Below are 13,803 nucleotides of genomic sequence, written 5' to 3' on the forward strand. Positions count from 1 at the left end.
GCAGTCGGGTGAGGGGCTTAGTAATCATTTTTTGTCGTTGCGGGGTTGGTTGGGTTGAATTATTCCTTCCCCCGCGATTTTTTCCTGTGAAGTCGGCTTGGCGTTGAGCCGATTTTTCTATGGGTGTTTTGTATTCATTAGTTATTGCGACGGACTGAAAGCGATTTGCGATGTCAGCCATTTTTCCGAAGTGGACCAACAAGCTGCCGTTGATGATCATCATAGGCGGCACGTTGACAGCCGGAGCTGTCACGGCGGGCGTGTGGTATTATTTCACGCCGAAATATTTTCGAGTTGGCTATCAGCCCATCCAGCCGGTGGCCTTCTCTCATGCCACGCACGCGGGGCAATTGGGCATTGATTGCCGGTATTGCCATAGCGCGGTGGAAAAATCCTGGTTTTCCAACATCCCCTCCAGCTCGACGTGCATGAACTGCCACAACCAGGTGCTGAAGGACGATCCACGGCTGGCGCTGGTGCGCGAGAGCGCCGCCACCGGCAAGCCGATTCCGTGGGTGCAGATTCATCGCGTGCCGGATTTCGTGTATTTCAATCACGCGGTTCACGTCAACCGGGGCATCAGTTGTGTGGAATGTCATGGGCGCGTGGATCAAATGGAGGAAGTTTATCACGCCAAGCCGTTGAGCATGTCGTTCTGCCTGGATTGCCATAATAATCCCGCGTCCAAAGTGCGTCCGGCGGATAAGATTACCGATCTCAGTTGGACTCCCAGTGAAGATCCGAACGAAGCTGCCAAACGGCAGGAGGCCTTCGGCAAGAAGTTCGTCCACGATTTTCGCGTCGAGTCAATGAACAACTGTTCAGCCTGTCACCGATGAAAAATCCTCCTGCTCCTGATCGCCAACTCCAGTCCGGTCGCGTCTATTGGCGCGGCTTGGAGCAACTGTCCGAAACGCCCGAGTTCAAAGAGTTTTTGGAACGTGAATTTCCCGCGAACTCCGATGATTTCTCCGATCCGGTTTCGCGCCGCCACTTTGTCAAAATCATGTCCGCCTCGCTGGCGCTGGCCGGCATCGGGTTGGGCGCAACGGGTTGTCGGCGTCCGGAAGACAAGCTGATGCCCTTCGGCAAAGCGCCGGAGAATTACATCCACGGTACCGCGCAATATTTTGCCACCGCCATGCCGACGCGCAGCGGTGCGATTCCGCTCGTGGCCAAGTCGTATGAGGGTCGTCCGATCAAGCTGGAGGGCAATCCGCTGTTCCCTGGTGGCAACGGCGGCACGGATCAGTTTGCGCAGGCATCCATTCTGAATTTGTATGACCCCGACCGCGCCATGCGCTTCGCCAAAGGGGCGGGCGGGGGGCGCGCGGTGGCGACGGCCAGTGAAGCGACGGATTTTCTGGATGGGCAGGCGCGCCAGTTCAGTGCAAATCAGGGTCAAGGTTTGGCGATCCTGGTCGAGCAGACCCATTCGCCCTCGCGGGAGCGTTTGCGGCAGGAGATAACGAAGAAATTGCCGCAGGCCAAGTGGTACACCTACGACGCGGTGGACACGGGAATTTATCAGCGCGCCGCCAGTCAGGCGTTCGGCAAATCCGTGCGGCCCATTTTCCATTACGACGCGGCGGATACGATTTTGTCGCTTGATTGCGATTTCTTAGGGAACGAGGACGAAGCGTTCAGCAGCATTCGTAAATTCACGAGTCGCCGGAAAATTGCTTCGCCAAAAGATAAATTAAATCGGCTCTACTCGGTGGAATCGTTGTTCACGGTGACCGGCATGAACGCGGATCACCGGTTGCGCGTTCCGGCGAGCACGGTGCTTTCAGTCACTGCCGCGATTGCGGCTGAGCTGGGAATTGCCGTGGGTAATCTGGCGGCGGCGGCCAAATCGCAGGTGGATCCCAAATGGATTTCAGAATGTGCCAAGGACTTGAAGGCGAGCGCCGGTAAAGCGTTGGTCGTGGTGGGGGTGGGACAGCCGTTGGTGGCGCACCTGCTTGCTGCGGCCATCAATGAGAAGTTGGGGGCGATTGGGAAGACTTTGGCATTGGTTGAAGCGCCGTCCGTTATTTCTGCCGGGTTGAGTGAGTTGGCGCAGTCGTTGAACCGTGGTGAAGTGGAGACGCTGGCGATTCTTGGTGGAAATCCGGTGCATAACGCGCCTGCGGATTTGAATTGGGCCGCCACGCAGCGCAAAGCCAAAACGGTCGTTCGCCTGGGCTATTACGAAGATGAAACGGGCGAGCAGGCTGACTGGCATTTTCCCGAGACGCATTATCTGGAATCATGGAGTGACGCGCGCGCCAATGATGGCACGCTAGTGCCGATTCAGCCGCTGATTGCGCCGCTGTTTGGCGGGGTGACGGATCTGGAATTTTTGTCGCGGCTCGCTGGATTGGCGGAGCTAAACCCAAACCGGATCGTGCGCGCGACGTTTGCCAGCCTCACGGGCGATGCGTCTGAAGCGGCATGGAACAAGTTTCTCCATGATGGTTTCGCGGCTGGCAACGGGTTGAAGGCCGTCAGCGCGAGCGTGGTGAGTTCCGCGGTCAGCGCCGCCGTGCAGCAAGCCAATAGCGTGACTGTCGGCAAGGACAATTTGGAAGTCGTCCTGTATCGGGATGCGAAAGTGGACGATGGCCGCTTCGCCAACAACGGCTGGTTGCAGGAGTTGCCGGATCCCGTCACGAAGATTACCTGGGATAACGCGGTGTTGGTGAGCCGCAAGACGGCGCGCGAGTTGGGCGTACAAAACAACGAAGTCGTCGAGGTTTCCATTGGCGATCGAAAAGTGGTCGGGCCGATTTGGACGCAGCCCGGCATGGCGGATTTCTCGCTCGGCATGGCGATTGGTTACGGACGTCGCAAGGCGGGTCGGGTCGGCGTGGGCGCCGGGTTCGATGCCTATCCGTTGCTAAGCACCCAGACCGGCTATATCGCCACCGGCGCCAAAGTGCGCCGGCTCGGTCATAAATATCCGATTTCCTGCACGCAAACGCACTGGAGCATGGAAGGGCGGGCGATTGTCCGCGAGGCGAACCTGGATCAGTTCAAGACGCATCCGGATTTTGCGCAGCGGATGAACGCGCCGGAAGCGCCGGACGAATCGCCGATGTATCCCAATCCGTTGGACGATCCCAAGCGCCGATCGAAGTTACATCAGTGGGGCATGGCGATTGATCTCAACACTTGCGTCGGTTGCGGCGCGTGTGTGCTGGCCTGTCAGGCGGAAAATAATATTCCCATCGTCGGCAAGGATTTGGTGGCGCGCGGTCGCGAGATGCAGTGGATGCGGATTGACCGCTATTTCTCGGCGAGTTCCAAGGAACACACTTGGGGCCAGTGGTTCAATGACGAGACTTTCAAGCGCGATCAGGATCAGCAGTTCAACGAGTGGATTGACAACGTGCAGGCGGTGAACCAGCCGATGTTGTGCCAGCACTGTGAAGCCGCGCCGTGCGAAAACGTCTGCCCGGTCAACGCCACCGTGCATGACAGCGAGGGATTGAACGTGATGGTTTACAACCGGTGCGTCGGCACCCGGTATTGTTCCAACAACTGTCCGTACAAGGTGCGCCGTTACAATTACCTGGATTACAACAAGCGCCCGCTGTCCGAGTTGAAAGGCCCGTTCTACGCCACAGCGCTGTTGCACTCCACCGATGATGAATGGGACTTGAAGCGCTGGTGGCGCGACCCGGAATCCGGCATGCGTTCGGAGCAGGAGTGGGATTTGATCCGGATGCTCAAAAATCCGGACGTCACGGTTCGGATGCGGGGCGTCATGGAAAAATGCACGTTCTGCGTGCAACGCATCGAGGCCGCGAAAATCGCGCAAAAGATCAAAGCGGGCGAATCGGGCGACGTCGTGGTGCCCGACGGCGTCATCAAGACCGCCTGCGAACAGGCCTGTCCGGCCGGCGCGATTGTTTTTGGCAACACGTTGGACCCGAAGAGTCAGGTTTCGCAGCTCAAGGAGCAGCAGCGCAATTATGCGGTTCTGGACTTCCTGAAGACCAAGCCGCGGGTCACGTATCTCGCCAAGGTGCGCAATCCGAATCCGGCCATGCCGGATTACACCGCGCCGTTTACGTTCGAGGAATTTGAATTAAAGAATGGAAATCCATTTACTCATGGAGACAGTGAAACGTCGTCACATTCCGGCGCGAAGATTAACGAAGGAGCGCTCTGATGTCTGAAGCCGCCACACGCACAAAAGTGCCCGTCACTCCGCTGGAGTTGGTGCGGGAGCCGTTGGTTGCGAACCAGCGCAGTTTTGGCTGGATTTCCGACCGCGTCAGCGCCGTAACCGAGGGCCGGACGCCCAAATGGTGGTGGGCGGCGTTCGTGCCCAGCCTCTGTCTGCTCGGTTTATTGGGCGCCATGCTGTACTACCAAATCGCCACGGGCGTTGGCGTTTGGGGCAACCAACATCCCACGATGTGGGGCTGGGATATTGTCAATTTCGTGTGGTGGATCGGTATCGGCCACGCGGGCACGTTGATTTCCGCGATTCTCTATCTGCTGCGGCAGAAGTGGCGCACGGCGGTGAATCGCGCCGCCGAGGCCATGACCATTTTTGCGGTGATGTGCGCCGGCATTTATCCAGCCATCCACGTCGGCCGCGTCTGGTTTGACTGGTGGCTGTTTCCGATTCCCACCTATCAAGGTCTGTGGCCGCAATTCCGTTCGCCTTTGATGTGGGACGTGTTTGCGGTTTCCACTTATTTTACCGTCTCCGTTTTGTTCTGGTACGTGGGGCTGATTCCCGATCTCGCCATGTTGCGTGACCGGGCCAAGACCAAGATCAAACAATTCCTGTTCGGCCTGTTCTCGTTCGGCTGGACCGGCTCCAACCGGCACTGGAGCAACTACGAAAAGGCCTATTTGATTTTGGCCGGTCTCTCCACGCCGCTGGTGTTGTCCGTTCACTCGATCGTGTCGCTGGACTTCGCCGTCTCGCAGTTGCCGGGCTGGCACACCACCATCTTTCCGCCGTACTTCGTGGCGGGCGCGGTCTTCTCTGGGTTCGGCATGGTGCTGACGCTTTTGATTCCGCTGCGCAGCATGTGCCATCTGGAAGACATCATCACCAAGCGTCACATTGATGTGATGTGCAAGGTGACGCTGGCAACGGGCTGCATCGTCAGCTACGCCTACATCATGGAATTCATCATCGCCTGGTACAGCGGTTCGGCGATGGAGCGCTTCCACTTCATGAACCGCGCGCTGGGGCCGATGTGGTGGGGCTGGGTGATGATGATGAGCTGCAACATGCTTGTGCCGCAGTTGTTCTGGTTCAAAAAAATCCGCCAAAACCTGGTCGTGGTCTGGATTCTTTCGATCTTTGTGAACATCGGCATGTGGTTCGAGCGGTTCGTGATCGTGGTGGTGGGATTGTATCGCGATTTCCTTCCCTCCAGTTGGGATTATTACAAACCGACGTGGGTGGACGTTTGCACCTACCTCGGCACATTTGGCTTGTTCTTTACCTTGTTCCTATTGTTCATGCGCTTCCTACCCATGATCGCCGTATCAGAAATTAAAGGCGTTACGCCCCAGGCGGATCCGCATCATCCCGAGGCGGGCGTCAACGGAGGACATCATTGATGAGCACTCACGCAAAAGCTTTTGGCATTCTTGCTGAATTTGAAAATACCCCGACGGTATTACACGCGGCGGAAAAAATCCGCGACGCCGGCTTCCGCAAATGGGACGTGTTCACGCCGTTTCCCATCCACGGCATGGATCGCGCCATGGGCGTGAAAAACTCCAAGGTCGGCTGGTTCGCGTTCCTGGGCGGCGTGACCGGTTACACGACGGGCATGTTGATGATCTGGTGGATGAACGCGGTGGATTACCAAATCATCATCGGCGGCAAACCGATGTTCAGTCCGTTCGGCGCCTTCCCGCCTTCCTACGAATTAACCATTCTGTTCGGCGCGTTTGGCGCCATCGGCGGCATGTTATTCCTGAACCGCCTTCCGAAACTGCATCATCCGTTGCTGAAGCACCGTCGCTTTGCGTTGGTGACGCATGACAAGTTTTTCGTGGTGATCGAAACGTCCGATCCCAAGTATTCTGAAACCGAAACCCGCAAGCTGCTTGAAGGCGCCGGCAGCAAGCGCATCGAAATGGTGGAGGAATAATGCGCTACTTTATCATCACTTTGGGCATTTTGGTGCTGGGCGTCATGCTGATTGCCGGGCGGCGCGGAGATCTATCGCGCAATCGCCCGATCCAGATTTTCCCGGACATGAAGCGTCAGGCCAAGTTGCGCCCGCAAACCGCCAACGGATTTTTTCCGAACGGACTCAGTTCGCAATTGCCGCCCGACGGCACCATCGCCCAGGAAAAACCGCTGCAAGTGGCGGGACGCGAGGTTTACTCGTTTGAAGACGCGCCGATGAACACGGGGCGCCAGACCGGCACGACTAATTTCATTGAGTTGAATCCGTTCCCGATAACGGGTGGATTCCTCGCGCGCGGCGAACGCGAATTCAACATCTATTGCGCACCGTGCCACGGGAAGACCGGGGAAGGCACGGGCATCACCAAAAAAATTGGGGCGATGGCGGTGGTCGCCAACCTGCACGACAAGCGCATCGTTGAACTGACGGATGGGGAGGTCTTTCACATTATCAGTCATGGCAAGGGCGTGATGCAGGGGTATGCGTCACAAATTTCCGTCACCGATCGCTGGGCGATTGTCGGTTATTTGCGCGCGTTGCAGCTCAGCCAGCTCGGCACCGTGGATGACCTTTCACCGGAACTGCGGGCCACACTCAACAAGTAAGCGTATGAGTCAACAAGACGAATTTTCCAATACTGACCCGGTGGCCCGCCCGTTGGACTTGGCGCGCTGGCGCAACCTGCCGCTCAAGTTGATCGGCGCGGGTTTGCTCATCGGTTTGATCGGGCTGGGCGTTGCCCTGACCCGACAGGCGGCCACCAGTTTCCTGCTGGCGTATGTGGTGGCGTTCATGTTCCTGCTCAGCCTGGGCGCGGGCGCGTTGTTCCTGGTGCTGGTGCATCATTTGTTTGATGCGGGGTGGTCGGTGCCGATCCGCCGTTGTTGTGAACATCTTTCGGTCTCGGTCTTCAGTCTGGCGCCCGGGTTCTTTCTCCCCATCGGAATTTTTGCAAAACAGATTTATCCGTGGTTGAGCTGGAATCCGCATCTGAATCATGCGCTGCATGCCAAACAACCCGTTTTTACCACCACAGGTTTCTGGCTGGTATCCATCGGGACGCTGGCAATCCTCTGGTTTCTATCCTGGCGGTTGCGTTCGTTATCCGTCAGCCAGGATCAGGATGGGGCGGCGCATTGGACCCACAAGATGCGCGTGACGGCGTGCATCGGAATTTTCCTCTACGGCTTCTCGCTGACTTTCGGCGCGATCATGTGGATGAAGGCGTTGGAATTGGAATGGTTCTCCACCATGTATGGCGTGTATTACTTCGCCGGTTGCGTGTGGCTGGTCTTGGCGACGGTTTACGTCATTACGATGATTCTGGATCGGCAGGGCATCATCTCCGACGTGTTGCATGAGCACCAATACTACTACCTGGGATCGCTGCTGTTCGCGTTTACGGTGTTTTACGCCTACGTCACCTTCTCGCAGTATTTCATCATCTGGAATGCCAACATGCCCGAGGAAACGTTCTACTTCGTGGTGCGCGAAAAGGGCACCTGGTTCTGGGTGGGCATGGTCATTATTTTCGGGCATTTCTTCCTGCCGTTTCTCGCGCTGCTGCGCATTGATGTGAAGAGCAATTTTGCCATCATGGTCCCGCTGGCAATCTGGTCCTGGCTGATGCATTTCGTGGACATGATCTGGTGCGTGTTCCCGCCGCATTTCCGCGCGGGCTTCCCGGTGGGCTGGAGCTTCGTCGCGTTCGGTTTGACTGCGGCCATGGTTGGAGTTTTGATGCTGAAATTTTTGAAGGAGTTCAAGCGCACCGCGCCGTTCCCGCAAAAAGACCCGCGTCTGATCGAGGCGATGGGCCTGTATCATCCGACGGTTGCCCCAAGCGCCGCCGCGGGTGGCAGATTGGGGGCGACCGCGCCAACGGGAGGAAATCACTGATGACAGACGCCTACGAATCTGAAGGACACGGCTGCGGCAAGAATCTGCCGCGAATTCTCGCGGTGGTGAGCGCCTGTTTGATCTTCGCCGCGCTCGTGTGGAAGACCCGCCAGTACACCACGCCCGCGCCCTTGGATGCGCAACGCGCCGCGGAACGCGCCGCGGCTCTGGCCGAACTGCGCGGGGCGGAGGCGCAAACGCTCAATCATGTGGGCTGGGTGGATCAAGGCAAAGGGGTCGTGCGCTTGCCGATCGCCGACGCCATGAAGTTGGCCGAGCGCCAATGGCAAAACCCGGCGCAAGCTCGCGCGATTTTATTGGAACGGGTGGAAAAGGCGTTTTATGTGGCGCCACCACCACCGCCGCCGCCCAGTGACTTTGAATAAATTCCGGTTTGTGTCTCAATGACCGCGACTATTTCTCCAGTACCCGGCCCGATTGATCGTTCGTGCCGATTGCCGCTGTTTGCGCTCTTCGGTTGTGCCGCTGGCTGGCTGGTACTGAGTTCGATCTTCGGCTTGGCGGCCGCGATGACTTTTCATAATCCATCGCTGCTGGCCAATTGCCCGTTACTTACGTTTGGCCGGGCTTATCCAACTTGGGCGTATCTGTTCATCTACGGCTTCGGCGTTCCTACGGCTTGGGGAGCGGGCCTCTGGTTGATGGCCCGATTGGGGCGCATCAAGGCGATGAACCCAACCTTGATCACCGTGGGCGCAAAACTGTGGCATGTGGGCGTGCTGGTGGGGTTGATCGGCATATTGAGTGGAGACAATTCCGGTTTCGAGTGGCTCGAGTTGCCCCGCTACGCCGCCGTCATTCTGTTTCTGGCGTTCATGCTGATGACCGTCTGGCTGATCATGACTTGTTCCTGGCGGAACGAATCCAATCTCTATCCGTCCCAGTGGTTCGTTTTGGGCGCTGCGCTCTGGTTCATCTGGATTTTCTCCACGTCCGTTTTTCTGTTGCAAATGCACCCGGTTCGAGGCGTGGTGCAAGCCGCCATCGCTTGGTGGTTCGCGGGCAACCTGCTGAACGTCTGGCTGACGTTGGCGGGGCTGGCGGTGACCGTGTATGTGCTGCCCAAGCTCGCCGGAAAACCGTTGCACAGCTACTATCTGGCGCTGTTCATCTTCGTAACGGTGGCGTTGTTCGGCTCGTGGACCGGCCTGCCGGTGCATGCGCCGCTGCCTGCCTGGATGGGAGTCTTCAGCAGCACGGCGGCTGCGTTGATGATTGTGCCCGCGCTCGCCTTGGGCATTCTGGTGGTGAAAACCACGAGTGGTGAGGGACAGACCGCCTGCATGGGCGGCGTGCTTTGTTTCGCCAAGTTCGGCGCGTTCATGTTGGTTCTGGCAACGCTGGTTTCCGCTGTGGCCGCGTGTCCAGTGGTGGCCCGGACGACGGATTTTACCTGGTTTACGGAAGGGCAGATCATGCTGCGGCTTTACGGCTTTTTTGCCATGACCATGTTTGCCGCCGTGTATCACATTTTACCGCGCGTCTCCGGATTGGAGATCGGCCTGTGCCGCATTCGCGCGCATTTCTGGCTGGCCATGCCCGGGAGTTTGCTCCTGGCACTGCCGTTGCTCGTCGGTGGAGTGCGTCAGGGCTTGCGCCTGGCGGATGCCACGGTGCCGTTTGAAGCCACGGCGCAGGCGGCCGTGCTGTGGGTGCGGATCAGCACGTTGGGAGAAACCCTGATCGCGCTCGGCACCCTGGTCTTTTGCGTCAACGTCGGTTGGTTGATCCTGACGTATTATCGCACACTGCTGAAACAGCAGGTGGCGCTGGCGCTGCAACCTGTGGAGGTGAAGTCGTGAAGTCCGGCAGCATGGTATTTCTAACCGCCTTCGTTGCGCTGGCGATTTCGTGGAGCGGCTTCGTGCTGGTGACGCAACTGCAGTTGGGGCGCGTGGATCAGGCCAAGACCATTCCCGCCGGAGATGCTTATCCACTGGCGCGTTCCGGGCAGGCGATGCAGGGCGCGGAAGTTTATCGCTCGCTCGGTTGCGTTTATTGTCATAGCCGGCAGATCAATCAGCAGGGCACAACGGTTGAAGTCACTTTGGTCAATGCCGGAACGAACTCCGCCAACGTGTTGGACGCGATTCGAACGGTTGCGCCACAGTTTGGTCAGATTGAATCGCTGGCGAATGTTCCCAAGGTATTGGGGCAGGTGGCCGACACCGCCGCTGCGGATAGTCTGGTCACGGCCATTTCCGAGGCGGGTGGTCAGGCCACGGTGGAAATTTTGCCGAGCGGTCCGGACATCAGCCGCCACTGGGGTTCGCGTCGCAGCGTGGCGCAGGATTATATTTACGATCCGGTGGTGCAGCCGGGCATCCGCCGCTTCGGTCCCGACCTGACGGATGCGGGCCGCATGCACCCCGACGCACAATGGCAATTGTTGCACCTCTATGCGCCGAAAACGGTGGTGAAAGATTCCACCATGCCGGGTTACTGTTTTCTTTTTGAGCAACGCAAGCGGGGACGGAACCCAACGCCGGAGGCGCTGCCGTTGACCGGCGATTTTGCCCCTCCCGCCGGATATGAAATTGTTCCGACGGAAGCGGCCCGATCACTGGTGGCGTATTTGTTGAGTTTGCGGGCCGATGCGCCGCTGTATGAGTCACCGGTGACTCCGCCAGTCCCGCCGGCCACCAATGACGTTGCCGTTGTCACGAAATGAAAACCGATGCTTCCAACAAATCGGATCGAGCCGAAGCTGAACCCACGGTGGCGATGGCGCCCATTCCCGTGTGGTTGATGGCGGCACTGTTGGTCCTGTTGTATTTCGGCGCGTGGTATTTCGACCTGTACGGCGGTTGGTTCGACGCCAAAGTGTATGCCCCGTATCGGTCCATTCCGGACCTGGCGCGTTACCAGCCCAACAGCGATCCGGATGCAAATTTCATCGCCTTCGGCAAAAAGCTCTACGCCGCGAATTGCGCGGTTTGCCACATGGATACTGGCGTGGGCAATCCGGCAAACGGTTGTCCGCCTTTGATTGATTCCGAATGGGTTGACCACGAAACGCCGGATCGAATGATCATGCTGATTTCCAAGGGCTTGACCGGGCCAATTACGGTGAATGGCAAGGTGTACAATACCGGCACGATGTTGGCCGTGGGCGACTCATTGCCGGGTGATGAAAAGGAAAAATCTACGCAGATCGCCGCGATCGCATCCTACGTGCGACGTCATTTTGCCGATCTTCCGGGCGCGGTGAAACCCGCTCATGCCGAGGCGGTTCGCGCCAGCATCAAAGATCATCCCGGCAATTTTACGCCCGAGCAATTGCTGAAGGTCCCTTGAGCCGGTTGAGCGGTTGCGTCCGGCGCCGGATTTTTTGTGGCTTCACCACAACGCGCTTTGATGGCGGCAATGGCCCAGAGCGCGTGTTCGACGATCAGCGGCTCCACATCCTGCGCGGCTTTTTCCAAGGCGGGCAGGGCGCGTTCATCGCCGACATTTCCCAAGGCCACACACACGTTGCGTAAAACGCCGCGCCGTTTCGTGCGGATCAGCGGAGTTCCGGCGAAGCGTTGCTTAAAGCCGGCGTTGTCCAACGACAGTAATTCAATGAGGTCTTGAGTGCCCAGATTGGGTTGGGCGTGAGCCTTCATGATTTTTCCGGATTGCGCGAATTTATTCCACGGACAAGCGGCGAGACAATCGTCACAACCAAAAATGCGATTGCCAATCAGCGGCCGCAGCTCCACCGGAATGGCCCCTTTAAGCTCGATGGTCAGGTAGGAAATGCAGCGGCGCGCGTCCAGTTGGAACGGCGCGGTAATCGCGCCCGTCGGACAGGCGGTGATGCAACTGGTGCAGGTGCCGCAGCGGTTTTTTTCCGGCTCGTCGGGCGGCAGTTCCAGGGTCGTGATGATTTCCGCCAGAATGATCCAGTTGCTCAGTTTGCGGCTGATGACATTGTTGTGTTTGCCGATGAAACCGATGCCGGCGCGTTGCGCCATTTCGCGTTCCAAAATCGGCCCCGTATCCACGTACCACAACGATCGCGTTTCCGGCCCGCCTTGTGCATTCACAAATTCGTTGAGCGCCTTGAGCTGGTCCTTGAGCACATCGTGATAATCGGTGTAACGCGCGTAGCGGGCGATCACGCCGTGAGGCGAACCGGTCGGGGCGGGGGAGGTTGCGGCAGTTGAGTGGTCTTTGCTGTCGGAGCGAACTTCATTTTCGTCGGCGTACGAAATGGCCAAGGCGATGATGGTTTTGGCTCCGTTCAGGACCAGGTCCGGATTGACCCGTTTTTCTGCGTTGCGGGCCATCCATGCCATCTCGCCATTTTTATTGTCCTGCAGCCAGGCTTGGAAATACAACGCACCGGCGGTCGGGGCCGCAGTGGTAAAACGACAGTCGTCGAAACCCAATGCCAGCGCGTGCTGGCGGATCAGCTCTTTCATTTCCATAAAGCAAATTGAGCGTCGCAAGCGATGTGGCGGAGACGAAGCATTGCGATCATTTTATGGTTTTCAAATTGGGTTCGGTGTGGCGAAGTGGCAAGGGCGGCGGCGCGGTGCGGCGGTTCAAAGATTGGTGGGCGCGCGTTCACTCGTGGCCGGGCCGAGGCGGAATTGGTTGACAATCTGTTGGGCCACTTCCCGCGCGGAACGGAAGTCGCAGTTGATCAGAATGTCCGCCTGCCGGTAGAACGGTTCGCGTTCCGCAAGGAGCGCGCGGATTTTGCCGGAGGGGTCCGGATCATTCAGGAGTGGGCGATGGGACTGTTCGCGGACGCGATCGTAAATCCGTTCGGGCGAAGCCCAAAGACAGACGACCAAAGCGTGTGATTTGAGACTTTCCAGATTGGCCGGGTGGATCGGCAGCCCGCCGCCCGTGGCGATGACGGTGCGATCGCGATTCGCCAATTCGGTGACCAGTTGCGCCTCCAATTTGCGGAAGGTTGGTTCGCCGTGTTGCGCGAAAATTTCGGTTATCTTTTTACCGCAGCGTTGTTCGATCAGAAAGTCCGTATCGAGGAAATCGAATTTGAGCTGCTCGGCCAGCAATCGGCCCACGGTGGATTTACCGGTGCCCATGAAACCGATGAGGGCAAGATTCCGATAGTGACGCTCAGTGGACACGCGCACAGCTTAAAGGAATTTTACCCGCAAACCAATCGGAAAAGCGCGGTTGGACCGCTTGGGAGTGTCAGGAATTTTTTTTGAGAGGGAGGCGCGGATTTCAAATGACGAAGTCGTAGGAGTTTTGCGATTGCTGTTCGAGTTTGCGCGCGCGTTCCACCAGATCATTCAACGTGGTGTTTTCCATCATTTCGGCGACGCAATCGCGCACTTCTTTCATCACTCCGTGAATGGCGCAGCGCGCTTCGTCCGGGCAGGTGCATTTTTCGTAAAAGTATTTGCTGACACAACTGACCGGCGCCAATGGTCCCTCGATGTGACGGATGATTTCCGCGAGGCTGATCTGTTGCGGCGGACGCTTGAGCCGGTAGCCACCGGCAACGCCGCGCTTGCTCACGACCAGTCCGGCGGATTTGAGATCATTCAAGATTTGTTCCAGGAAGCGCTTGGGAATTTTCTGTTTGCTGGAGATCGCTTGAATCCGGATCACGGTATCGTCGTTCCGAAAATTATGGGCGAGCACCTGCATGGCGCGCAAAGCGTATTGGCCTCGGACCGTTAACTTCATACAAAAAGTTAGTAATCTACACACATGAAGTCAAGATTGGCCGGACAGTGCGGCTTGGGTGTTAGCA

The 13,803-nt window shown here is 57.8% G+C and carries 13 protein-coding genes; 10 read left to right on the forward strand and 3 right to left on the reverse strand.

Annotated elements, in window-relative coordinates; translation table 11 throughout:
- Window positions 1-170 precede the first annotated feature (170 nt).
- Genes M9920_12335 through M9920_12380 form a run of 10 tightly spaced genes read left to right on the forward strand, consistent with a single transcriptional unit; the run spans window position 171 to window position 11,375 of the window.
- Window positions 171-839 (forward strand): cytochrome c family protein, encoded by a 669-nt coding sequence (locus tag M9920_12335; GenBank protein MCO5053080.1) that lies wholly within the window; start codon window positions 171-173, stop codon window positions 837-839.
- Window positions 836-4,159, forward strand: coding sequence for a TAT-variant-translocated molybdopterin oxidoreductase (locus tag M9920_12340; GenBank protein ID MCO5053081.1), 3,324 nt, complete (start codon window positions 836-838; stop codon window positions 4,157-4,159). Before M9920_12335 ends, M9920_12340 begins: the two co-directional genes overlap by 4 nt.
- The gene (nrfD, locus tag M9920_12345) at window positions 4,159-5,577 is read left to right on the forward strand and encodes a polysulfide reductase NrfD (GenBank protein MCO5053082.1); all 1,419 of its coding nucleotides are present in this window, start codon (window positions 4,159-4,161) and stop codon (window positions 5,575-5,577) included. The genes M9920_12340 and nrfD overlap by 1 nt, the downstream gene beginning before the upstream one ends.
- Window positions 5,577-6,116: a DUF3341 domain-containing protein gene (locus M9920_12350; GenBank protein ID MCO5053083.1), complete on the forward strand. Its 540-nt coding sequence runs from the start codon at window positions 5,577-5,579 to the stop codon at window positions 6,114-6,116. Before nrfD ends, M9920_12350 begins: the two co-directional genes overlap by 1 nt.
- The gene (locus tag M9920_12355; GenBank protein ID MCO5053084.1) at window positions 6,116-6,763 is read left to right on the forward strand and encodes a cytochrome c; all 648 of its coding nucleotides are present in this window, start codon (window positions 6,116-6,118) and stop codon (window positions 6,761-6,763) included. Before M9920_12350 ends, M9920_12355 begins: the two co-directional genes overlap by 1 nt.
- Before the next feature lie 4 nt (window positions 6,764-6,767).
- The gene (locus tag M9920_12360; protein MCO5053085.1) at window positions 6,768-8,057 is read left to right on the forward strand and encodes a hypothetical protein; all 1,290 of its coding nucleotides are present in this window, start codon (window positions 6,768-6,770) and stop codon (window positions 8,055-8,057) included.
- Complete coding sequence (locus M9920_12365; protein ID MCO5053086.1) at window positions 8,057-8,443, forward strand: hypothetical protein; 387 nt, start codon at window positions 8,057-8,059, stop codon at window positions 8,441-8,443. Before M9920_12360 ends, M9920_12365 begins: the two co-directional genes overlap by 1 nt.
- Before the next feature lie 18 nt (window positions 8,444-8,461).
- The gene (locus M9920_12370; protein ID MCO5053087.1) at window positions 8,462-9,880 is read left to right on the forward strand and encodes a cbb3-type cytochrome c oxidase subunit I; all 1,419 of its coding nucleotides are present in this window, start codon (window positions 8,462-8,464) and stop codon (window positions 9,878-9,880) included.
- Between the two features lie 11 nt (window positions 9,881-9,891).
- The gene (locus M9920_12375) at window positions 9,892-10,749 is read left to right on the forward strand and encodes a cbb3-type cytochrome c oxidase subunit II (protein ID MCO5053088.1); all 858 of its coding nucleotides are present in this window, start codon (window positions 9,892-9,894) and stop codon (window positions 10,747-10,749) included.
- Window positions 10,746-11,375, forward strand: a complete 630-nt coding sequence (locus M9920_12380; GenBank protein ID MCO5053089.1) for a cytochrome c — start codon at window positions 10,746-10,748, stop codon at window positions 11,373-11,375. The genes M9920_12375 and M9920_12380 overlap by 4 nt, the downstream gene beginning before the upstream one ends.
- Here M9920_12380 and queG read toward each other — a convergent pair.
- The 3 genes from queG to M9920_12395 form a co-directional block, all read right to left on the reverse strand.
- On the reverse strand, window positions 11,330-12,493 hold the full coding sequence (gene queG / locus M9920_12385; GenBank protein MCO5053090.1) for a tRNA epoxyqueuosine(34) reductase QueG: 1,164 nt from the start codon (window positions 12,491-12,493) through the stop codon (window positions 11,330-11,332). The genes M9920_12380 and queG overlap by 46 nt on opposite strands.
- Window positions 12,494-12,610: 117 nt before the next feature.
- Entirely contained in the window at window positions 12,611-13,168 is a 558-nt protein-coding gene (locus tag M9920_12390) for a shikimate kinase (GenBank protein ID MCO5053091.1), read from the reverse strand.
- A 100-nt stretch (window positions 13,169-13,268) separates the two neighbouring features.
- Window positions 13,269-13,736 carry an Rrf2 family transcriptional regulator gene (locus M9920_12395; GenBank protein ID MCO5053092.1) on the reverse strand — a complete coding sequence of 156 codons (468 nt, stop codon included), beginning with the start codon at window positions 13,734-13,736 and terminating at the stop codon, window positions 13,269-13,271.
- Window positions 13,737-13,803: the final 67 nt, after the last annotated feature.

The sequence above is a fragment of the Verrucomicrobiia bacterium genome (assembly GCA_023953615.1).
Lineage (GTDB): Bacteria > Verrucomicrobiota > Verrucomicrobiia > Limisphaerales > JADLHS01 > JADLHS01.

Excerpts from the sequence above, each read along its gene's own strand:
- M9920_12335 (MCO5053080.1), top strand. The coding sequence starts at position 171 with ATGTCAGCCATTTTTCCGAAGTGGACCAACAAGCTGCCGTTGATGATC.
- M9920_12340 (MCO5053081.1), top strand. The coding sequence starts at position 836 with ATGAAAAATCCTCCTGCTCCTGATCGCCAACTCCAGTCCGGTCGCGTC.
- nrfD (MCO5053082.1), top strand. The coding sequence starts at position 4,159 with ATGTCTGAAGCCGCCACACGCACAAAAGTGCCCGTCACTCCGCTGGAG.
- M9920_12350 (MCO5053083.1), top strand. The coding sequence starts at position 5,577 with ATGAGCACTCACGCAAAAGCTTTTGGCATTCTTGCTGAATTTGAAAAT.
- M9920_12355 (MCO5053084.1), top strand. The coding sequence starts at position 6,116 with ATGCGCTACTTTATCATCACTTTGGGCATTTTGGTGCTGGGCGTCATG.
- M9920_12360 (MCO5053085.1), top strand. The coding sequence starts at position 6,768 with ATGAGTCAACAAGACGAATTTTCCAATACTGACCCGGTGGCCCGCCCG.
- M9920_12365 (MCO5053086.1), top strand. The coding sequence starts at position 8,057 with ATGACAGACGCCTACGAATCTGAAGGACACGGCTGCGGCAAGAATCTG.
- M9920_12370 (MCO5053087.1), top strand. The coding sequence starts at position 8,462 with ATGACCGCGACTATTTCTCCAGTACCCGGCCCGATTGATCGTTCGTGC.
- M9920_12375 (MCO5053088.1), top strand. The coding sequence starts at position 9,892 with ATGGTATTTCTAACCGCCTTCGTTGCGCTGGCGATTTCGTGGAGCGGC.
- M9920_12380 (MCO5053089.1), top strand. The coding sequence starts at position 10,746 with ATGAAAACCGATGCTTCCAACAAATCGGATCGAGCCGAAGCTGAACCC.
- queG (MCO5053090.1), bottom strand. The coding sequence starts at position 12,493 with ATGGAAATGAAAGAGCTGATCCGCCAGCACGCGCTGGCATTGGGTTTC.
- M9920_12395 (MCO5053092.1), bottom strand. The coding sequence starts at position 13,736 with ATGAAGTTAACGGTCCGAGGCCAATACGCTTTGCGCGCCATGCAGGTG.